Below are 19,349 nucleotides of genomic sequence, written 5' to 3' on the forward strand. Positions count from 1 at the left end.
TCCTCGTCGATGTGCCGGCGATCCTCGCGAGGTGTATCCATCGATGTCTGCATGCCACGCGCCGGGAAGGTTTCCATGAATCAAGACGCGCTCATGTGGTGCTTGGTTGCGGTAACGGCGATAGCCGTCGCCGCAGTCGCAGTACTCGTCGTCCGCAACAGAGCCCTGGGGGTGAAGAAGAGGCAGACCGAGGTCGCACTCACGCAGAAGCTGGAGGCGGCTGAACGGCAAGTGGCGCTCTCACGAGCCGAGTTGAAGAAGTTCAGCGACGGGCAGGACGCCGCCATCGAGGAAGCCGAGCAGGCGGCGGAGGAGAGCACCAAGACCGTCCTCAAGGGAGCGGCTCGCTTCCTGCAGAGCCTCGCGGCCGAGCAGACGGCACTCCTCGACAACATCCAACGGAAGTACGGAGGACACCCCGTCCTCGCCGATCTGCTGGAAGTGAACCACGCCAACGCTCAGATGGCCCGCAAGGCGCAGGGCATCGCGGTCATGTGCGGTGCGCCTCTGGGTCGGCGCAAGCAGGCCGCCAGCGTCTACGACGTGGTACGCAGCGCCATGGGGCAGATCCGAAACTTCCACCGGGTCGAGATCATGCAGCAGAGCGGAATCGCGCTGAAGCCGTCCGCTGTCGCACCTGTCGCCCTCGCCGTTGCCGAAATCCTCGACAACGCCGCCAGTTTCTCCCAGCACGATGCGCCGATCGAAGTGACGTTCCAGCGGGTCCAGAAGAACGTGTGCATCGTGATCGATGACGCGGGCGTCGGCATGAGCGACGAAGACCGGCAGAAGGCGTCCGCGCTGCTGTCCGGTGACGACGTCACGCGGCTGTCGCAGCTCGGTACCCAGCCGAAGTTCGGCTTCCCTGTCGTCGGTCTGATCGCACGTCAGTACGGCTTCAAGGTGGACGTCACTGGTTTCTCCCGGTACGGCGGTGTCCGGGCCGTCGTCCTGCTGCCCGAGGAGCTGTGGACCATGGAGGAGACTCCGCCGCCCGCCACGGAGGCCCCCGTCAGCAGCATCCGACGCGTCGAGAGCGGGGAGCAGACCGTGGCGCGCACGGTGCACGGCCTGCCGAAGCGGGGAGAGCGCAAGGCGCCTGTCGCAAGCGTCGCCGGCACCGGGGGTGGCGTGAGTGGGGCGGGGACACCCAGGAGGGGATCGCGCTCCGGCGGCGGCCTGGGCGCTCTGCAGCGCGGCACGCTCGAGGGCCGCGATCTTGACGCTTCCAAGCCCGAAGGGTCCGAAGAGGCATGACCACAGACATGTCGTGGATGGTCAGGGACATCGTGGACAACGTCCCTCGAGCACTGCATGCCGTGGTGCTGTCCGCGGACGGTCTTCCCCGCGGCGCCACGGACGGCTTGACCGACAAGGACGTGCGGACCATCTCCGCCGCGATGGCAGGGATGCAGTCCCTCAGCCGGGCCACCGCCCACTTCGCCGGGCCGGCGGAGGACCGGCGGTGGAATCAGACGGTCATCGAGTTCTCGCACGGATGGATCTTCCTGATCGGAGCGGGGCAGGGTGCCTACCTCGCCGCCGCCGCGGAGCCCGATGTCGACCTGCAGCAGATCTCGTTCCGTATGCACCGGCTCGTCGCCCGCCTGGGTGACAGCCTCACGTCGCCACCGAGGGTGAGCGGCGCGGACGAGGCCGGTGCGGACGACGCGTCGGTCCGACGTGAGGGCGTGCGTGGTTCGGGGTTCGCGCTCGCCGAACTGGACAAGGTGGTCGCCGATGTCCCGGGCGCTCTTCACGCCGTGTTGCTGGGGTCCGACGGGCTGCCCCGCGGTGCCACCTCGGGGATAAGCAAGGACCTCGCGGACACGATCGCCGCGGCGATGACGGGTATCCACTCCTACAGTCGCGTGACCTCGCAGTTCGCCGGCGCACAGGCGGATCCCGAGTGGCGGCAGACGGTCATCGAGTTCCAGCACGGGTGGATCTTCCTCATCGCGGCCGGCGACGGTGCCTTCCTGTCCGCGGCCGCCGAACACGACTGCGACATCGAGGAGTTCACCAGTCGGCTGCACGACGTGGTGCCGGAGTTGAGCGCGGGCGGAGCGCCTCGGGAAGAGAGGGTCGGCGATGCATGACGATCCGGAGCAGGAGGAGCTGGAGCTGACGTCCGCCTTAGTCCCTCTTTTCGTGATCACGAATGGACGTGCGCTCCCCGCGGACCACGAGTACGAGCACACCACGCTGGTGACCGCGCAAGGGGGTACGTCGGCCGCGGCACGCACGCTGCCCCCTGAGGCGCGCGAGGTCATGGACCTGGTCGCCGATGGCTTCTTGTCCGTGGCCGAGGTGTCAGGCCACACACACCTGCCGTTGGGCATCGTGCGGATTCTGCTGGCGCAGATGGAGGAGGACGGCCTCATCCTCGTGCGGAAACCCATACCGCACGCCGAGCGTCCCGACCGCGAACTGCTCAGTGCCGTGCTCGACGGCCTGCATACCCGATTCGGAGCGTGACTCGTGTACCTGGATCCAGACGTCTCCCACGCCGTGAAGATCCTCATAGTGGGTCACTTCGGAGTCGGGAAGACCACCTGCATCGGCAGCATCTCCGAAATCGAACCGCTGCAGACCGAAGAAGAGATCACCGAGGCCAGCGAGGGCTTCGACGACTTGTCCGGGACGCCGGACAAGACGACCACGACCGTGGCCATGGACTTCGGTCGCCTGACCCTCAGCGACACGCTGGTCCTCTACCTCTTCGGAACGCCGGGACAGGAACGTTTCAAGGAAGTGTGGGAGGGGTTGTCCCGGGGCGCGCTGGGTGCCCTGGTCCTCGTCGACCCCGAGCGTCTGCACGAGAGTTTTCCTGTCCTGGACCGGGTCGAGAGCTTCGGCCTGACCTACGCCATCGGGGTCAACCGCTTCGACGGCACCATCGACTACCCGCTCGACGAGGTACGCGAGGCGCTGAACCTCTCCGACGAGACCCCCATCGTGAACTGCGACGTCCGCAGCCAGCAGTCTTCGGCAAAGGCGCTCATCACCCTCGTGAAGCACCTCATGGCCATACTCAGCTAGGAGTCACGGCATGCAGCACTTCAACACGCCCGGGATACCGGCCGGTTGCCCCGCCCACCAGAACGTCCAGCTGTTCGGACCCGAATTCGGCGCCGACCCCGAGCGCCACTACGCCCACCTGCGCTCCACCGGCCCCAGTGCCCCCGTCGACATCGCACCGGGCGTCCAGGTCGAGCTGGTCACCAGCTACGACGCAGCCCTGTACATCCTGCAGAACTCCGCTTGGTTCGTGCGGGACTCACGCCGCTGGAAGTCGCTGAACCAAGGGCTCGTGCCCCCGGACAGCCCGGCCCTGCCCATGATGGGCTACCGCCCCAACGCACTGTTCAGCGACGGGGCGGCACACGCCCGGCTGCGGCAGGCGGTCACCGACAGCCTGGCCACTGTCAACGAACTCCAACTCGTCAGGCAGACCCAGCAGTCCGCCGACTACCTGATCAGCCAGTTCAGCTCGGAGCCCCGCGGCCAGGCGGAGCTGATGGCCGACTACGCCCAGCCGCTCCCGCTCCTGGTGTTCAGCGACCTCTTCGGCTGCCCGCCCGAGATCGGCGACCGTGTCATCGTCGGCATCAGCGGCATCTTCGAAGGCACCGCCGGTGCGGACGAGGTGCTGGGCGGGGCGCTTGCCGAACTGATCGCACTCAAACGGCGCCAGCCCGGTGAGGACCTGACCACACGCCTGATGGAGCACTCCGCGGAGCTGACCGACGAGGAGGTGCTGCACCAGCTCGTGACCCTGCTCTCCGGCGGCACCGCACCTCTGACCGCCACCATCGGCACCAGCACGGCGCTGTACCTCAGTGAGGACTGGCAGGTCGGCCTGCCGGTCGAGGACGCCGTGTCCCAGACGCTGTGGAAGTACGCGCCGATCGCCAACTACGCGGCCCACTACCCGACCCAGGACGTCGAACTGGGCGGAAGGACGCTCCCGGCCGACGAGCCGGTCCTGATCTCCTTCGCGGCGGCCAACAACGATCCCAAGCTGACCAAGCACCGCGAACAGCTCAGCGCCAAGGCCCACCTGGCCTTCGGCGCCGGACCGCACGCGTGCCCCGCCAAGGACCCGGCGTTCATGATCGCGGTCACCGCGGTCGAGACCCTGCTCAACCGGCTGCCCGACGTCGAAATGCGCATCGCCTTCAAGGAGCTCGCCTGGGTACCGGCGCCCTGGAGCCGGTCCCTGGTGACCATCCCGGTCCGCTTCACCCCGCGCACGGTGGCGTCGGCCGCCGCCGAGTACGTGAAGCCCGTGGACGCCCGGGCGGGACAGCCGTCCGCGTCCGCTGCGCAGCCCTCCGCCGGGTCCGAGTCCCGGAAGGCGGCCCATGCCGCGCCGCAGCACAAGGGAGGACTGTTCAGCCGCTTCCTGGCATGGACAAGGGGAGAGTGACGTAAGTAACCCTACGAGAACACAGTGTTATTGGATGCTTCAAGCACCCCACGGGTACGTATGGCGGCTGATTGCTCAGAAAGGAGCCGTCATCGTGGAGAGTGTCACGACTCCGTCATCTGACCGCCGGGCCACCGTCTCCCTCTTCTCCCGTCTGCGGACGGCGGAGGGGCAAGCCAATCCCTTTCCGATCTACACGGAACTCCGGTCAAAGGGCGGAGTCAGCCCAGCTCCGTGGGGCGGCTCCCTCGTAACCAGCTTCCAGGTCTGCGACCAGATACTCCGCAGCAGCGACTGGCTGGAACCGGACAAGAGCTGGCGGGAGCGGCAGGGCCCGCGTACCCGCTGGAACGCCCCCTCCTCACGCGAGATAAGCAGCACCCTGCCTGCCCTCAACCCTCCGCTGCACACCAGGGTGCGCCGGGCGGCCGGCACCTTCGACCGCGGCACCATCGAGCGGATCGGCCGGACGGTGAGCCGGGTGACCGACAAGCTCCTGGACTCCCTGGCCGACCATCTGCGCGCCGGCGAGGCCGACTTCGCCGCCCTGGTCAGCGAGGAACTGCCGATCGCCACCATCGGTGACTGGCTCGGCCTGCCGGCCGCCGACTGGCCGCGTCTGCGCGAACTGACCCACGACCAGGTCTTCACCCAGGAACTGCTGCCCTCCGCCAGCCAGTTGGCCAGGTCCGACGCGGCAATGGCCGAACTGCGCGCCTACTTCCTGGACTTAGTACGCGATCGGCGCACCCACCTCGGCGAGGACCCCGTGTCTCGCTGGATAGAGACCTGGGACGCCATGGAACCGGACCGGGACAAGGTCGACGAAGAGGTCTACTTCTTGGCCTTGTTCGTCCTCCTCGCGGCCCTGGAGACCACCTCCACCCTGCTGTCGACCATGACACTCCTGCTCGTCGAACACCCGGCGCGGTGGGACATGGTCGCCACCAGTCCGGACCTGGTGCCCGCCTTCGTGGAGGAGACGCTGCGCTACGACTCTCCCACGCACGTGATCAGCCGGGTCGCCGCCAAGGACTGCACCCTGGAGGGCGTTGAGATCCGCAAGGACGAAATGGTCCACCTCATGGTGGGGGCAGCCCACCGGGACCCGGCCAGACACAGCGATCCCGAGCGATTCGACCCCCACCGCAAACCAGCTCACCTGGCCTTCAGCGGAGGCATCCACTACTGCCTCGGCGCGCCGCTGGCCCGCCTGGAGGCCCAGACCCTTCTCGACCAACTGGTCAGACGCCTGCCCCGCCTCACCCTCGTGCGCCGCCCGCCGCGGGCGCCCCGGGTGGCCTTCCGTCGCCTGCTGAACCTGGACGTCGCCCTCGCATGAACGAGACCCCCACCCTCACCGTCGTCACTGACAAGGCCATACGCGTCGAGCAGGATGGCCCCGTCCTCAATGTCCGTCTCAACCCGTCCCAACAGGACGACACGCTGAGCGTCGCTGTTCTCGACGACCTCATCGCCCTCTTCGACGGCCTCCATGAACGGCCCGACATCCGCGTGCTGTTGCTGTCCTCCATGGGCGAGGACTTCTGCCTGGGGGCCGACCGCCACGAGTACCTGGATGCCCTCGCCATGGATCCGACGGGTGCCACTCTGCGACGCATCGGGGACAAGGCCCACCGCCTGTGCCAGGCCCTGGAGAACACCCACGTCGTCACTGTCGCCCGGCTTCACGGCAAGGTCATCGGTGCGGGCCTCGCGCTCGCCGCGTACTGCGACCTGCGCGCAGGCGCGGACACCTGCCGGTTCCGTATGCCGGAGGTCGGTCTCGGCCTCCCGCCCGCCTGGGGAGGAGCCATGGGCCGCCTCATCTCCGAAGCAGGCGTCGCCAGGATCCGCGAGCTCATGCTCACCTGCAACGTGTTCGACGCCCCCACCGCCCACCGGCTCGGCCTCCTCCACAAGGTCTCCCCCCTCGACCAGCTGGACCATGCCATCGACGCATGGACGAGGCCGCTCGTCCGGCGTTCGCCCGAGGCGCTCGTCCTGACCAAACGCATGCTCGCCGGCTTCGCACGAGCCGACCGCACCGCCGACGTCGCCCTGCTCGACTCCCACCTCCTGACGGCACACCTCAACCAGCGCGAAGCCGTGACCTGACGGCCCCGCAACCAAGCGCTCCGAGCGGATGTCGCCGTCGGCGGACGGCGGCATCCGCATGGCGGTATCCGGCCGCTGCCAGCGCCCCGAACTGGTGACGCCAGGAGTACCAGCTCTCCGGCCAGCCGTGCAGCAGCAGGACCAGCGGCCCCTGCCCCTGCTCGGCGATGTGCGGCCTGACCCCGTTCACGTCGACGAAGCGGTGGGCCGCACTCTGCTCGAACGGAGGCCCTCCCATCCGGAAGCCGTTCACCGGAGCGTCGGGTCCGAGGCTGCCCCGCAGCCGACCACGAGGGAACGGTCCGCGGCTTACGCCTCGTCGTCCCGCTCGCGGTATCCGCTCTCGATGAGCGCGCGAAGGCGGCCGAGTGACTCCTCGCCGGTGGCACCGGTGCCCCTGATCCAGGCGACCGAGACGGCCGCGAGGAACAGGTCGTAGCTCTTCACCGACGGGCGCACGTGCCCCGCGAGCTGCGCGGCCTGAACGTACTCGTCGGTGGTGGCGATGAGGGTGTCGCAGGGAAGCGTGAGCGGGTTGTCCGGCTCCTGGGCTCTGGCCGCGGCCATGAGGGGTTCCGGCAGTCCACTGAAGGCGCTGAAGTACTCCTCCATCGCCCCCAGCCACTGCCGTAGCGCCTCGCGGGGGTCAGCGAGCTGGGCGATGTCCGCCTGGCGGGCCGCCAGCTCCTCGGAGCGCGTCTGCAGCACGGCCGCCAGGAGCGCCTCCCGGGTGGGGAAGTGCCGGTACAACGTGCCGGGCCCGACGCCCGCCTCCTTGGCCACCGCCTCCAAAGACGTGCCGACCCCGTGCTTCAGAAAATGACGCTGCGCTGCTTCCAGGAGGGCGGCCCGGTTGCGCTGGACGTCCGCACGGAGCCTGCGCCCCTGCTGTCCACTGGCGCTCATACGCCCTCCCGCCTCTTGCGACTCCACGAAACGGAGCCCGTCTCCGGGCACATTCCACACTAAAACGGAGGCAGCATCCGGTCAACTCGACACCGCCGCTCCGCAGGCCATCCGGAGGGTCACCCCCGACCATGAGGATCAAGGGGCTTGTTCTCACAACGCGTCCACGTGACAGTGAGGGCATGACTGCGCGATTCGTAGGGCCGCCACCTCAACCCACCCCACCGGCTTCTCGATCCTGGCGCCACACCGCCGTATTCACCCTCGTGTGCGGCGACGTCGAGGGGAATCGGCCCCGTGGGTGAAGTCGAGGCTGTGGAGAGCTTTCGGCGACGTATCGGCGTGCCCGGGCTTGTCGACGTACACACGCACTTCATGCCGGAGCGGGTCCTGCGCAAAGTGTGGGAGTACTTCGACGCGGTCGGTCCGGCGACCGGCATCGAGTGGGGCATCACCTATCGGCACGCGGAAGACGAACGGGTCGCGCTGCTGCGGCGTTTCGGGGTGCGCGCCTTCACCGCGATGCTCTATCCGCACAAGGGCGGCATGGCACGCTGGCTGAACGAATGGGCCGCCGACTTCGCGGGACGCACGCCCGACTGCCTGCACACGGCCACCCTCTATCCGGAGGAGGGCGTGGAGGAGTATGTGCGCACGGCCGTCGAGGCGGGGGCTCGGGTCTTCAAGTCGCATGTGCAGGTGGGGGCGTACGACCCGACCCACGAGCTGCTCGATCCCGTGTGGGGAATGCTGGCCGAGGCGGGAGTCCCCGTGGTCATGCACTGTGGCTCGGGTCCCGCGCCCGGCAAACACACCGGGCCCGAGCCGGTGGGGCGGCTCCTCGCCCGGCATCCGCGCCTGCCCCTGATCGTGGCTCACATGGGGATGCCGGAGTACGCCGATTTCCTGGACCTGGCCGAGCGGTACGACGAGGTCCGCCTGGACACGACCATGGTGTTCACGGACTTCAGCGAGCGCTTCACCCCCTTCCCGGCGACCGAACTCGGCCGGCTCGCCGACCTCGGCGATCGGATACTGCTCGGGTCCGACTTCCCCAATATCCCTTACGCGTACGTGCACCAGCTCGAGGCCCTCGAACGGCTGGGACTGGGTGATGAGTGGTTGCGCGGGGTCTGTTACGAGAATGGGGCGCGGCTCTTCGGGCTGTAGGCAACCGCCGCGACGACGCCCTGGAGTGCCGGACGTAGGCGCTGATCGTGTGGGGAACGTGAGAAAACGGGACCCGACGACGGCGTACCGCGTCTGCATCGGCGCCGACACCCGCGCCGACCAGCTCCTCGTCGGGGCTTTGCCGGCCGTGGTCCCGGCCCGACTGCCGGCCGGCGACACTCGGTAGGCGATGCTGCGCCGATGGGCGGGACGGCTGCGCCTGCCCGCGCTCGCGTTGCCGGGGCTGATCGCCTGGCGGCCGCGTACAAGGCGCTGCACATGCTGAAACGGACGGTATCGGGTGCACGCGCCTTTGGCCGGGTACCGAAGATCCGGAAAACCTGCACACCGTTCACTGACAGGCCGCACGGAACCTGGAAAGCAGTCACGGCTGCGTCGCATTGCGGCAGCCTCGGCGCGGGGGTGTCCGTCCTGGGATCGGTGGCAACCGGCCTGCGTGCAGCGAAGTCGAAGGCCGTGTGAAGGAGTCGGCATGGTCGGTCACCGCACTGGCACACCGGTGAAGTCGGCTTTCGCGGTGGGTCGCGTTTGCGCTTCGGGCGGCTGGCCGCACCTTTGTCGGCGTGCTTTGATCCAGCGCATGGCGTAAGTCGCCGGGAGGATTCCCAGTTTCGGGAATCTGGCGAACTCTGCCATTCCGAAAACACCTATGCGAAGGGAACCGCGCGTGATGAACCTTGTCTCCCGGGTTGAAGCAGCCGAGATCTCCGACGTCGACCTGGACAACGTCTCCGGAGGCCTCGCGGTCGGGGGCGCCGGCGGTCTCTTCCTCGAGACGCCGATCGCAGACGTCTGTGTCGACCTCACGGCTGTCGCTTCGGCCGAGGGCCTTGCGGCGGGAGCGAGCGTTCACTCTGCCGCTCTGTGACGACGCGTGTCCCGGCCATCGGCACGGCATGAAGCCGTGATGCCGGGGTGGTGACCACGGTGTGCATCGTCTCCGACGGGCCGGACAGGCTCGGCGAGCTCGAACCGCCATGAGTCGCGCCGCACCTGGACGCGCCCGCACGTCGACGGCCGCCCGACTTCGCGTCGGGCGGCCGTCGACGTGTCTCGCCGTGTGATCGTGACCGGCACGACCGACGGCCGGGTGCTCGGGTTCCCGTCGGTCAGTTCGCGGTCGTCGCTTCGACGGCCGCGTCCGGCAGGTCGCGCAGGCCGAGGCGCAGGTGCTCGACGTGGTACAGGGCCTGCTCCAGGAGTTCGGCGACGTGGTTGTCGTACAACGCGTAGATGACCGAGCGCCCCCGGCGCTCGCCGGTGACGAGGCCGAGGTTGCGCAGCAGGCGCAGTTGGTGGGAGCAGGCGGACTGCTCCATGCCGACGGCGTCGGCGAGTTCGGTCGCCGCGCACGGACCCTCCTGGAGTCGGGTCAGGATGCGCAGCCGGGACGGGGTGGCGAGGGCCTGGAGCGTGGCGGCCACCTCGGCGGCGCCCACGGTCTCGAGGCGCTCGCGTGCCGTGACGGCGGTCTTGGTGTCAGCTCCGTGGCCCATGGCGTCATCCTACGGAGCCCAGGCCGGGCATGCGTGAAGAGATGAACGTCTCTTCATGTGTTCCTGTATGGTGAGGGCTGAGCGGCGGGTCGTGAACGCCTGCCCCCGTGCCCGCATGCGTCCCTCGTTAAGGACCCCCACGCCGATGACGACCACCCTCACTCCGCCCCCGGCCGGCCTGGCCGCACCCGAGCGTGGGCCGGGCGCGCCCCGGCGGCGCACCCGCGTCTTCGCGCTGCCCGAGGTTCGCTGGGCCGCCGCGGCCACCGTGCTCTTCCTGCTGGCGCTGCCTCTGCAGCTGACCGGCGCGCCCGCCTGGACCTGGGGCCCGTTGTACGCGCTGTCGTACGCCACCGGCGGCTGGGAACCGGGCTGGGAGGGCCTGAAGGCACTCAAGGGCAGGACGCTCGACGTCGACCTGCTGATGGTCGTCGCCGCGCTCGGAGCCGCCTCGATCGGGCAGGTGATGGACGGCGCCCTGCTGATCGTCATCTTCGCCACCTCCGGCGCACTGGAGGCGCTGGCCACGGCCCGGACCGCCGACTCGGTGCGCGGACTGCTCGACCTGGCGCCCGCCACAGCCACCCGGCTGACCCCGCAGGACGGCGAACAGGGCGTCGCCGTCGAAGAGCTGGCCGTCGGCGACATCATCCTCGTACGCCCCGGCGAGCGCGTCGGGGCCGACGGCCGGGTGCTGGACGGCACCAGCGAGGTGGACCAGGCGACCATCACCGGTGAGCCGCTGCCGGCCGCGAAAGAGGCCGGTGACGAGGTGTTCGCGGGCACGCTCAACGGCACCGGCGCGCTGCGGGTCCGGGTCGAGCGCGACGCCTCCGACTCGGTGATCGCCCGGATCGTCCGGCTGGTCGAGGAGGCGTCCGAGACCAAGGCTCCCACCCAGCTGTTCATCGAGAAGGTCGAACAGCGGTACTCGCTGGGCATGGTGGCCGCGACGCTCGCCGTGTTCGCGGTGCCGCTCGCGTTCGGCGAGGACCTGACCGAGGCGCTGCTGCGGGCCATGACCTTCATGATCGTGGCGTCGCCGTGCGCGGTGGTGCTGGCCACGATGCCGCCGCTGCTGTCGGCCATCGCCAACGCCGGACGGCACGGTGTGCTGGTCAAGTCGGCGGTGGTGATGGAGCGGCTCGGGCAGGTCGACGCCGTCGCGCTGGACAAGACCGGCACACTCACCGAGGGCACGCCCCGCGTCACTGAGGTACGGCCGCTGCCCGGCTCCGGACTGGCCGAGGAGGAGGTGCTGGCGCTCGCCGCGGCGGCCGAGCGCCCCAGCGAGCATCCGCTGGCGCGGGCGGTGGTGGACGCGGCACGCGAGCGGGACCTGGTGGTGCCCGCGGCCGACGACTTCGCGTCCACGCCTGGGGTGGGGGTGACCGCCACCGTGGACGGACGCGTGATCGCGGTGGGCGCCCCGGCCCGGCTCCTCGCACGGGCCACCGACGCGACCGCCGCACGCGCGGCCGTCCTCGCGGCCGAGTTGGAAGAGGACGGGCACACCGCCGTCCTGGTCCTGGCCGACGGCCGTCCGGTCGGGATCCTGGGCCTCGCCGACCGCCTGCGCCCCGACGCCGCGGCCACCGTCGCCTCGCTCACGGCGCTCACCGGCACCGCTCCCGTCCTGCTGACCGGTGACAACCAGCGGGCCGCCGCACGCCTGGCCGCCGAGGCCGGCATCACGGACGTACGCGCCGGTCTGCTGCCACAGCACAAGGTGGGTGCGGTGCGGGGACTGGAGGGTACGGGCCGCAAGGTGCTGGTCGTCGGGGACGGCGTCAACGACGCTCCCGCGCTGGCCGCCGCCCACACCGGCGTCGCCATGGGCCGCGCGGGCTCCGATCTCGCTCTGGAGACCGCCGACGCGGTGATCGTCCGGGACGAACTCGCCACCGTCCCGACCGTGATCGCCCTCTCCCGGCACGCCCGGCGGCTGGTGGTGCAGAACCTCGCCATCGCCGGCCTGTTCATCGCCGGCCTCGTGGTCTGGGACCTGGCCTGGACACTGCCGCTGCCCCTCGGCGTCGCCGGCCACGAGGGCTCGACCGTCATCGTCGGCCTCAACGGCCTGCGGCTGCTGCGAGAGGCGGCCTGGCAGCGGGCCGTCTCGGAGAACAACCGGTGAAAGGACGTGCGGGCCGGCCGTCGTGACGATGTCCCGGACAGCGCAAGGTGCCGGAGCCCTGGCCGCGTCACGCCATCGAACGATGCTTGCCTGCACAGGCGTTGGCAGACGGTTTCCCGGGACAGGCCGCCGTTGCGGGCGGCCACCCGTCTTCTCGCCGTACGGCGTCACCCCGCGCGACGAGACGGTGGCCGCGCCCCCGCCTCCGCCACCATTTGTCACTTGGCGAATCCCCCCGTGCCGGAAGGGCGTAGTGTCGAACCGTCACTGCGGAGGCAGGGGGACATGTGAGCCGCCATTCGATCACCGAGCGCCATATGCGGGCGATGCTCGACGTCATCGACGAGGCCCGGCATTCCGACCCCGGCGAGGTCCCGCCGCTGACGCTGTTGCAGGGGCTGGGGCGGTTGGTGCCCTGCGATCTGGCAGAGTTCAGCGAGGTCGACCTCCCCACCCGGCAGGTGCTGGCGAGTCAGGCCGTGGAGTACGGAGGCCACTACGCGCAGCCGGACGACGATGTCTGGTGGCGGTGGAAACACCAGCATCCGCACTGCATGGACGTCGAACGCAGCCACGGGTACCTCGATGTTGCCCAGATGTCGGACTACATGGGGACTCGGGACTTCCGGAACCTGGCGCTCTACAGCGACTACATGCGGCCCTTCATCAACTTGATGGCCGTGACCCTGCCGACCGCACCCGGGCGCATTCGCATGTACCACTTCTCCCGCGAGAGCGCCCAGCCCTTCACCGACCGCGACCGGCTCACGCTGGAACTGCTGCGCCCGCATCTGATCGCCGTTTACCACGATTTCGCTCGACGCCGCTGCGAGCCGGTACAGCTGACTCCTCGCGAACTCGAGGTACTTCGTGCCGTGGCGAACGGGCTGAGTACCGACGCCATCGCCCGGCAGTTCGTGGTCTCGGCGAGTACCGTCCGAAAACATCTGGAGAACGTCTTCCGCAAACTCGGCGTCTCCAGCCGCACCGCGGCCCTCGCACGCGTCTTCCCTGATCCTGAGCCGCTCAGCCCCTACTGAACCGGCAGTGACCTGACCGCACCGCTGTCCGGGGCGGGATCCGAACCGCCCGTCCCCGCACCGGTGTCACCCCAGCACTCCGAAGATCATTACGACCCCGACGAACAGCCAAAGGGGGGCCCCGATGGTCTTCACCGAAATTCGGCCTATCACGAAGGGCAGCCAGTCCGCGTGGGCCGCCCGCACCCGCTTGTCCGGGTCGTAGGCGAGTTGGATGCGCGGGAGGGTGCGCTTGCAGGTGTATCTGTGGACACTGCCGTCGGTGTCGGTGTAGCTGTACACCGTCTTCTTGCCCTCCTTGCCGACTGCCTCGGCGAGAACGGTGATACCGCGCCGACTCAGCACGATCCGTCGGACGGTCTCCGCGATGCCCGAGGCGAGCATGACGACGCCGGCCATGAGCGGCACGACGCCGAGGATCACCCCGAGGACCCGCGCGCCGTGCGTGAGGGCCACCCACACCGCGTACCCGATGAAGGCCAGCGCCAGGACGGCGCCCAGAGCCATGATCCCGTAAGGACCTCGGTCGCGCGGCGTCTGAGTGCTCGTGATCACGGCGCCGCTCGCCGGGTCGCGTTCCTCGGGAAGCGCGGCGGTCAGGGCGGCGACGAAGGCGGCGGTGGCCGTCGGGTTGCCGCCCTCGACGCGGTGGGCGGTGCCGTCGGTGAGCAGGATCTCGACGGTGCGTGTCTCGGCGGCCCGCGCCTCCCGGACCGCCGAGAGGGGGATGTCGACCTGCTGGTCGGGTCGGGTGATGTGAACGCCGTCGGAGTCGAACTTCGCCGAGACGCCTCGGCCGTTGAGAATCTGGGACATGATCGAGTGACTACCGAGGCGGACTGAAAGTTGCCCCGAGTGGACAAGCCGGCCGACGATCCGCCCCGATTCGATCCGGCCGACGTCCGTCACCCGGGCCGTCGCGTTCCCGAACTGCGCGATATTCGCGCCCAGTTGGAGACCGACGGGAAGATCACTGTCCAACAGACCTCCAAGTTCCAGTGTGTCCGACGTGAACCCAGTGACCGTTGTTGCAGACTGCCCGCATGACTCGCACGAGGAAGATCGCCGCCGCTCTGATAGCCGCATCGGCCGCGCTGCTCGCGATACCCCCCACCGCCTCCGCCACTCCCACCCCGCACCCAACCCTCTTCAGGGAGAACTTCGACCGCCTACCTGTCGGCCCGGTGACCGCGGGCCGCGGCTGGACGACCGACACCGCCGACGGTTCACTGAGCGTCGAACCCAGCAGCACCGGCCACGGCCGCGAACTGCGGCTCCACACCGAAGGCAACGGCCGTGCCTTCATGGTCCTGTCCGCCCTCGCGCCCCCCGGCAACAGTTTCTGGGCCCGGTTGCGGCTGCGCGTGAACGACTTCCCGACGGCCCCGGACTGGGCGCACTGGACCATCGCGGAGGCGTCCGGCTCCGATGTCCCCACGCTGGTACGCCCGTTGGGCGGCCAGTACGTGCCCACCGCACAGGCCAACTTCCTGGGAGTCGGCTCCGACCTGGGCCTCACCGGGGACTGGACCGCCTGGAAGACCTCCGCTCCCGCCACGGCCGCGACATGGCAGTGCGTCGAGTTCCACCTCGACGCGAGTGACAATCGCGTCACCGTCTACCTGGACGGCGTGGAGCAGTCCGAGTTGACGGTGTCCACGAAGGAACACGGCGGCACGGCCGACGACTTCGTCTTCCCGCACTACGACAGACTCAAGCTGGGCTGGCAGTTGTACCAGTCCGACCCCACGCCGTCGTCGTACGACGTCCGCATGGACGACGTGGTGCTGAGCACCGAGCGGGTCGGCGGGTGCGCCTCATGACGGGAGACCTGTCTCGCAGGGCGGTGCTGGGCGGACTCGTCGGCGGGCTCGCCCTCACGTCCCTGCCGGCCGGCCCGGCCGTCGCCGCCGGGCGGGACCGCGAGCCGTACGTACCGCTGGCGGTGGCCGGCGGGGGCGGTCCGGCGGGATCGGACCGGGTCCACGTGCTCCAGGTCGGTCCGGACACGGCACACACGGTGGTGGTGCTGGTTCCTGGGATGTTCGGGGCCGCGGGCGACTTCCGCCTGCTCGCCCGGGACCTCGTCCAGGCTGTGCCCGGTGTGCAGGTCTGGGCGTTCGAGCGGCGCGAGGAGAACCTGGCCGACCGCTCGGGGTTCACCACCTCGGACCCCGTCGGGTACTACCTGGACGGCCACTACCGCTCCCAGGACCCCGCAGCCTCCGCCTTCGCCGCTCGCTGGGGCCTCGCCCGTACCCTGGCGGATCTGCGCACGGTCGTTGCAGCCGCGGCGCGCGGCGGGCGGCGGCGGGTGGTCCTCGGCGGCCACTCCTGGGGCGCCACCACCGCGATGGCCTACGCCGCGTGGGACTTCGACGGCCGCCCCGGCTACGGGGACCTCACCGGGGTCGTACTCGTCGACGGTGGCGTGCGCGGGGCGTTCGAGGGGACCGGGCAGCCGGTGGACAACTCGCCGGAGGAGGTGGGGGAGCGGCTGGCCGCCATCGAGGACGGGGCGGTCTTCGACATGACCCTGAGCGGGGTCGGCCTGGGCGACCGGGCGGAGAGCACACAGATCTGGTACCAGCTCGCGGGCTGGTACGCGCACCGCGACCCGGACGGCCGCTCGGTCCTCCAATCCCGGATGCCCGACACGCTGCGGCCGCCGTATCCCGTCACCAACGCCGGTCTGCTGGGCACCTTGGTGGACGCCGGATTCGGCTGGCCGAACGACATCAGCGTCCACTCGGGGCACTTGGCCGACAACGGCGCCCCGCGTGGCTGGGTCGACACGGGCATCACCCCCATCAGCCGCGTCGCGGCGGCGTATGCGGGTGGGCCGGAGCCGGCCGTGTGGGAGTGGTACTGGCCGTCCCGGCTGTCGGTGGACCTCGATGTCGTCGATCCCTACGCCGACACCGACCTGGCCCGCTCACTGGGACTGCGGCTGCTGCACACCGGGAGCCTGGACATCCCGCTCTACGTCTTCGAGACGAGCTACGCGAAGGGGACGATCGTGTCGTCCGCGCGCGAGGTCGTGGCCAATTCCCGTATCCCTTACGGGAGATACGAGACGGACGCCGGGATGAACCATCTCGACCCGCTGTTCGCCGCCGCGCGGCACAACACCCTGACCCATACCCTCGCACCGTTCCTGACCGGACTACGTGACGGGTGAGGACAGACATCGGCGGGGCATCGCACGGATGCCCCGCCGATGACGGGTCTGGCTGTTTCCACGAAGGCTGAGACCGGTCGGGACTCGATCACGCGGCGCCGTGTCAGCCGTGCGAGACGTTCAGCCCGTAGAACGCGACCCGCGCCCCCTCCGTGGTGCTGTCGGAGGACGACTGATTGTAGGAACCCGCCTTGAAGTACTGCTTGTACGGGAAGAACGACGCCGGAGTCGGGTAGTGCGCGGTGCTGCCGTTGACCGTCAGGTCGATGGTGTCGCCGCCGGAGACGGCGATGGTGTAGGTCCATGTCGTGCCGACCAGGGCAGCAGTTCCTCCAGCCACGGATGCGGGTCGTAGTACTCGTAGGTGAGCTCGCCGTCCTCCTCATGGCGGCGGAGTTCCAGCACCAGATCGTCACCGACGATCGTGGACGTCACACCGGATCTGCGTTCGTACGGGGCTATCTGATGTGCCAGCGTGGCCGGAATGCGCACTCGAGTTCGTTCCTGACCCGCACGATCCTGAGCACCGCCGCAGGCAGCCCGCTCGAAGTGCTCGGCATCAACCGAGTCGATTTCTCTGTGAATCGAGTCGTGCGGGCCTCTGTCTCAGCGCACCCGGTCGCGCGTCGAGCGCGCTTCGTCCGTGATCTACTGCCGGGCATGCCGTTGCTGCTGGTGGACCTCGACAACACCCTGGTCGACCGCGATGCGGCCTTCCGCGACGCAGTCGCCGCCTTCCTTGCCGAGCACGGCTTGCCCGCCGCCGACCTCGCGTGGGTGATGACCGTCGACGCCGGCGGCTATACCGCCCGTCAGCAGGTCGCCGCCGCCCTGACCGACCGATACGGAAAGCTCGTACCGGCCACTGCCGTGCGCGCCCTGATCGACAACGGCGCCGCCGACCGTGTCGTCCTGGCGCCCTCCTGTCGCGAAGCGCTGGGCACAGCGCAGGCGGCGGGCTGGGCGTGCGTGATCGTCACCAACGGGCGCACCGCCCAGCAGGAAGCGAAGATCCGTAACGCCGGTCTCGACCGGCTCGTCCAAGGCTGGGTCGTCTCCGAACACATCGGCCACAAGAAGCCGGAAGCGGAGATCTTCCAGGCGGCAGCGGCAACCGTCGACGCCTCCCTCGCCGGTGCCTGGGTCATCGGCGATTCACCGCACGCCGACATCGCGGGCGCCAACGCGCTCGGTCTTCGAAGCGTGTGGGTGACGGACGGCCGCCCCTGGATCGAGGGCTCCTACCGGCCCACCCATGTCGCCGATGACGTCGCCTCCGCGATCGACCTTGTCCTCAACACGCGGGGATAAGGCGCTGTCTCGTCTCAAACGGTCTCGCCTCGGCCAATATGGCAGTCATGGCCCACTTTGTGACTGCTCGTCAGGCGATGAGCGCAGCGGTCTGCGGCCAGGTGGTGCCACCGGGCGATTCGCGGGGCCGACGACATCAAACGGACCCAAGGCCGTAGGCAACGTCCGTCTGCGCCGCATTAGGCCGGTGCTAGCGTGCCTGCGCACGCTAGTGATCGGAGGCTCATTGATGGACGAGTTGAAGTTCGAGCAGGACCTCGTGCGGGCGTTGCTACGGGATCAGCATCCGGATCTCGCAGGTCTTGAGCTCCGAGACGTCGACGGGGGCTGGGACAACCGACAATGGCGCCTCGGGGAGGAGCTGGCCGTGCGCTTGCCGCGTACCGAGCGTGCGCCGGCCCTGCTGCGCACCGAGCAGACATGGCTGCCGGTGTTGGCCAAGCTCCTGCCGCTGCCGACGCCCACACCGGTGCGTATCGGCAAGCCTTCGAGCCTGTTCGAGCACACCTGGACGATCGCGCGCTGGGTCGAGGGTGAGCCGGCTGATCACGCGCCGATCACCCGCATCGATGCGGCCGAAATCCTCGCGGAGTTCCTCGGCGTGCTGCATCACGAGGCGCCCGCCGACGCCCCGGCCAACCCTACGCGCGGCATCCCTCTGGCCGGATTGCATGTGGACAGCGACGGCTGGGCCGAGGTCATCACCGACTCCGCGACCGCTGACGCTGCACGGGAAGTCTGGGAGAAGGCCGTCGCGGCGCCCACCTGGCAGGGCACGCCGCTCTGGCTGCATGGTGACTTGCATCCGGCGAACGTGGTCGTCCGGGACGGAATGCTCGCTGGGGTGATCGACTTCGGCGAGATGTGCGCAGGCGATCCCGCGACCGATCTTTCAGCCGCCTGGGTCCTGTTGCCTGCCGGCGCGGCGAGTCGGTTCTTCGACGCCTATGAGCACGCCGACGAAGCCACCATCGCCCGGGCTCGCGGCTGGGCTGTGCTGCGCGCCCTGGGCCTGATCGGGATCGGACGAAACGGCAGGCTGGGTCTGCCCGGGGGCAAACCCACCTGGGAACCGGCGGGCTACGCCACGCTCGAACGGGTCCTGGCGGCGAACTGACCGCGTGGCTGCGCGTCGGGGACGGCGCGTGGTTCCGGCTGACGACCGGGCGTGCGATGGGCGGGCACTTCTCGGCGTACGGCGGTCAGGACGCGACAGGGCACCGCAGCCTGCTCGACGTTCACCCCGCGACAATCCGCGCGGCCGATGCCATGTCACGGCCTGCCCAGAGGGACGTCAGACCCGCTCCAGGGCCCGATGGGGCCCGCTGGGAAGCTCCGCCTTGATCGTGTCGCCGGGGCGCACCGGGCCGCCTTCCTTCACGATGCTCATGATTCCGGCCTTTCGCACGATGTTCCCGGCTTCGTCACGGCCGACGACCTGTTTCAGCGGATTCTTGCGAGGAACCCCAGGGCTTCAGCCCTGGGAGGAATCGCATCCTCGTGGTCGCGGCGCGGAGCGCCGCGATATCACTTGTGC

18 protein-coding genes and 3 pseudogenes are annotated in these 19,349 nt (G+C 69.4%); 15 read left to right on the top strand and 6 right to left on the bottom strand.

Going from position 1 to position 19,349, the window contains the following annotated elements:
- The first annotated feature begins 93 nt into the window (after window positions 1-93).
- From ACFYO2_RS24435 to ACFYO2_RS24465, 7 genes are all read left to right on the top strand, one after another.
- Window positions 94-1,257, top strand: a complete 1,164-nt coding sequence (locus ACFYO2_RS24435) for an ATP-binding protein (RefSeq protein ID WP_388352809.1) — start codon at window positions 94-96, stop codon at window positions 1,255-1,257.
- Window positions 1,254-2,099, top strand: coding sequence for a roadblock/LC7 domain-containing protein (locus ACFYO2_RS24440; RefSeq protein ID WP_388352725.1), 846 nt, complete (start codon window positions 1,254-1,256; stop codon window positions 2,097-2,099). The genes ACFYO2_RS24435 and ACFYO2_RS24440 overlap by 4 nt, the downstream gene beginning before the upstream one ends.
- Entirely contained in the window at window positions 2,092-2,478 is a 387-nt protein-coding gene (locus ACFYO2_RS24445) for a DUF742 domain-containing protein (protein ID WP_388352728.1), read from the top strand. The genes ACFYO2_RS24440 and ACFYO2_RS24445 overlap by 8 nt, the downstream gene beginning before the upstream one ends.
- 3 nt (window positions 2,479-2,481) lie before the next feature.
- Complete coding sequence (locus ACFYO2_RS24450) at window positions 2,482-3,042, top strand: ATP/GTP-binding protein (protein WP_388352730.1); 561 nt, start codon at window positions 2,482-2,484, stop codon at window positions 3,040-3,042.
- A 10-nt stretch (window positions 3,043-3,052) separates the two neighbouring features.
- A complete protein-coding gene (locus ACFYO2_RS24455; protein ID WP_388352733.1) occupies window positions 3,053-4,432 on the top strand; it encodes a cytochrome P450 in 1,380 nt (459 codons plus the stop codon).
- A gap of 94 nt (window positions 4,433-4,526) precedes the next feature.
- Window positions 4,527-5,774: a cytochrome P450 gene (locus tag ACFYO2_RS24460; RefSeq protein WP_388352735.1), complete on the top strand. Its 1,248-nt coding sequence runs from the start codon at window positions 4,527-4,529 to the stop codon at window positions 5,772-5,774.
- Window positions 5,771-6,550, top strand: a complete 780-nt coding sequence (locus ACFYO2_RS24465) for an enoyl-CoA hydratase/isomerase family protein (protein WP_388352738.1) — start codon at window positions 5,771-5,773, stop codon at window positions 6,548-6,550. Before ACFYO2_RS24460 ends, ACFYO2_RS24465 begins: the two co-directional genes overlap by 4 nt.
- A gap of 61 nt (window positions 6,551-6,611) precedes the next feature.
- Here ACFYO2_RS24465 and ACFYO2_RS24470 read toward each other — a convergent pair.
- Together ACFYO2_RS24470 and ACFYO2_RS24475 are read right to left on the bottom strand one after the other, a co-directional pair.
- A pseudogene (locus ACFYO2_RS24470) lies at window positions 6,612-6,788 on the bottom strand (alpha/beta fold hydrolase); the annotation flags it as partial.
- Between the two features lie 71 nt (window positions 6,789-6,859).
- A complete protein-coding gene (locus ACFYO2_RS24475; protein WP_388352740.1) occupies window positions 6,860-7,456 on the bottom strand; it encodes a TetR/AcrR family transcriptional regulator in 597 nt (198 codons plus the stop codon).
- Between the two features lie 288 nt (window positions 7,457-7,744).
- Here ACFYO2_RS24475 and ACFYO2_RS24480 point away from each other — a divergent pair, with 288 nt between their 5' ends.
- Window positions 7,745-8,626 (top strand): amidohydrolase family protein, encoded by an 882-nt coding sequence (locus ACFYO2_RS24480; protein ID WP_388352812.1) that lies wholly within the window; start codon window positions 7,745-7,747, stop codon window positions 8,624-8,626.
- Window positions 8,627-9,317: 691 nt separating this feature from the next.
- Window positions 9,318-9,515, top strand: a complete 198-nt coding sequence (locus ACFYO2_RS24485; RefSeq protein ID WP_388352743.1) for a hypothetical protein — start codon at window positions 9,318-9,320, stop codon at window positions 9,513-9,515.
- A 241-nt stretch (window positions 9,516-9,756) separates the two neighbouring features.
- Here the strand turns inward: ACFYO2_RS24485 and ACFYO2_RS24490 are convergent, their stop codons facing one another.
- Window positions 9,757-10,143, bottom strand: coding sequence for an ArsR/SmtB family transcription factor (locus ACFYO2_RS24490; RefSeq protein ID WP_388352745.1), 387 nt, complete (start codon window positions 10,141-10,143; stop codon window positions 9,757-9,759).
- Between the two features lie 145 nt (window positions 10,144-10,288).
- Here ACFYO2_RS24490 and ACFYO2_RS24495 point away from each other — a divergent pair, with 145 nt between their 5' ends.
- Window positions 10,289-12,280, top strand: coding sequence for a heavy metal translocating P-type ATPase (locus ACFYO2_RS24495; protein ID WP_388352748.1), 1,992 nt, complete (start codon window positions 10,289-10,291; stop codon window positions 12,278-12,280).
- A 287-nt stretch (window positions 12,281-12,567) separates the two neighbouring features.
- A complete protein-coding gene (locus ACFYO2_RS24500; RefSeq protein ID WP_388352750.1) occupies window positions 12,568-13,320 on the top strand; it encodes a LuxR C-terminal-related transcriptional regulator in 753 nt (250 codons plus the stop codon).
- Between the two features lie 66 nt (window positions 13,321-13,386).
- On the opposite strand, the gene ACFYO2_RS24505 is transcribed toward ACFYO2_RS24500, so the two are convergent.
- Window positions 13,387-14,136 carry a hypothetical protein gene (locus ACFYO2_RS24505; RefSeq protein ID WP_388352753.1) on the bottom strand — a complete coding sequence of 250 codons (750 nt, stop codon included), beginning with the start codon at window positions 14,134-14,136 and terminating at the stop codon, window positions 13,387-13,389.
- A 227-nt stretch (window positions 14,137-14,363) separates the two neighbouring features.
- Between ACFYO2_RS24505 and ACFYO2_RS24510 the strand changes: the two genes are divergently transcribed.
- Window positions 14,364-15,143 carry a hypothetical protein gene (locus ACFYO2_RS24510; protein ID WP_388352756.1) on the top strand — a complete coding sequence of 260 codons (780 nt, stop codon included), beginning with the start codon at window positions 14,364-14,366 and terminating at the stop codon, window positions 15,141-15,143.
- Window positions 15,140-16,501 carry an alpha/beta hydrolase gene (locus ACFYO2_RS24515; RefSeq protein WP_388352758.1) on the top strand — a complete coding sequence of 454 codons (1,362 nt, stop codon included), beginning with the start codon at window positions 15,140-15,142 and terminating at the stop codon, window positions 16,499-16,501. Before ACFYO2_RS24510 ends, ACFYO2_RS24515 begins: the two co-directional genes overlap by 4 nt.
- A 103-nt stretch (window positions 16,502-16,604) precedes the next feature.
- Here the strand turns inward: ACFYO2_RS24515 and ACFYO2_RS24520 are convergent.
- Window positions 16,605-16,817: pseudogene (locus ACFYO2_RS24520) on the bottom strand (polysaccharide lyase family 7 protein); the annotation flags it as partial.
- 344 nt (window positions 16,818-17,161) lie between these two features.
- Between ACFYO2_RS24520 and ACFYO2_RS24525 the strand changes: the two are divergent.
- Both ACFYO2_RS24525 and ACFYO2_RS24530 read left to right on the top strand, forming a co-directional pair.
- A complete protein-coding gene (locus tag ACFYO2_RS24525) occupies window positions 17,162-17,812 on the top strand; it encodes an HAD family hydrolase (protein WP_388352761.1) in 651 nt (216 codons plus the stop codon).
- Window positions 17,813-18,041: 229 nt separating this feature from the next.
- Window positions 18,042-18,929 (top strand): aminoglycoside phosphotransferase family protein, encoded by an 888-nt coding sequence (locus tag ACFYO2_RS24530; RefSeq protein ID WP_388352764.1) that lies wholly within the window; start codon window positions 18,042-18,044, stop codon window positions 18,927-18,929.
- A gap of 177 nt (window positions 18,930-19,106) precedes the next feature.
- On the opposite strand, the pseudogene ACFYO2_RS24535 reads toward ACFYO2_RS24530, so the two are convergent.
- Window positions 19,107-19,259: pseudogene (locus tag ACFYO2_RS24535) on the bottom strand (MOSC domain-containing protein); the annotation flags it as partial.
- Between the last annotated feature and the right edge of the window lie 90 nt (window positions 19,260-19,349).

It is taken from the genome of Streptomyces sp. NPDC006602, from assembly GCF_042870385.1.
GTDB lineage: Bacteria > Actinomycetota > Actinomycetes > Streptomycetales > Streptomycetaceae > Streptomyces.

Excerpts from the sequence above, each read along its gene's own strand:
- ACFYO2_RS24435 (WP_388352809.1), top strand. The coding sequence starts at position 94 with ATGTGGTGCTTGGTTGCGGTAACGGCGATAGCCGTCGCCGCAGTCGCA.
- ACFYO2_RS24440 (WP_388352725.1), top strand. The coding sequence starts at position 1,254 with ATGACCACAGACATGTCGTGGATGGTCAGGGACATCGTGGACAACGTC.
- ACFYO2_RS24445 (WP_388352728.1), top strand. The coding sequence starts at position 2,092 with ATGCATGACGATCCGGAGCAGGAGGAGCTGGAGCTGACGTCCGCCTTA.
- ACFYO2_RS24455 (WP_388352733.1), top strand. The coding sequence starts at position 3,053 with ATGCAGCACTTCAACACGCCCGGGATACCGGCCGGTTGCCCCGCCCAC.
- ACFYO2_RS24465 (WP_388352738.1), top strand. The coding sequence starts at position 5,771 with ATGAACGAGACCCCCACCCTCACCGTCGTCACTGACAAGGCCATACGC.
- ACFYO2_RS24475 (WP_388352740.1), bottom strand. The coding sequence starts at position 7,456 with ATGAGCGCCAGTGGACAGCAGGGGCGCAGGCTCCGTGCGGACGTCCAG.
- ACFYO2_RS24485 (WP_388352743.1), top strand. The coding sequence starts at position 9,318 with ATGAACCTTGTCTCCCGGGTTGAAGCAGCCGAGATCTCCGACGTCGAC.
- ACFYO2_RS24490 (WP_388352745.1), bottom strand. The coding sequence starts at position 10,143 with ATGGGCCACGGAGCTGACACCAAGACCGCCGTCACGGCACGCGAGCGC.
- ACFYO2_RS24495 (WP_388352748.1), top strand. The coding sequence starts at position 10,289 with ATGACGACCACCCTCACTCCGCCCCCGGCCGGCCTGGCCGCACCCGAG.
- ACFYO2_RS24505 (WP_388352753.1), bottom strand. The coding sequence starts at position 14,136 with ATGTCCCAGATTCTCAACGGCCGAGGCGTCTCGGCGAAGTTCGACTCC.
- ACFYO2_RS24510 (WP_388352756.1), top strand. The coding sequence starts at position 14,364 with ATGACTCGCACGAGGAAGATCGCCGCCGCTCTGATAGCCGCATCGGCC.
- ACFYO2_RS24515 (WP_388352758.1), top strand. The coding sequence starts at position 15,140 with ATGACGGGAGACCTGTCTCGCAGGGCGGTGCTGGGCGGACTCGTCGGC.
- ACFYO2_RS24525 (WP_388352761.1), top strand. The coding sequence starts at position 17,162 with ATGCCGTTGCTGCTGGTGGACCTCGACAACACCCTGGTCGACCGCGAT.
- ACFYO2_RS24530 (WP_388352764.1), top strand. The coding sequence starts at position 18,042 with ATGGACGAGTTGAAGTTCGAGCAGGACCTCGTGCGGGCGTTGCTACGG.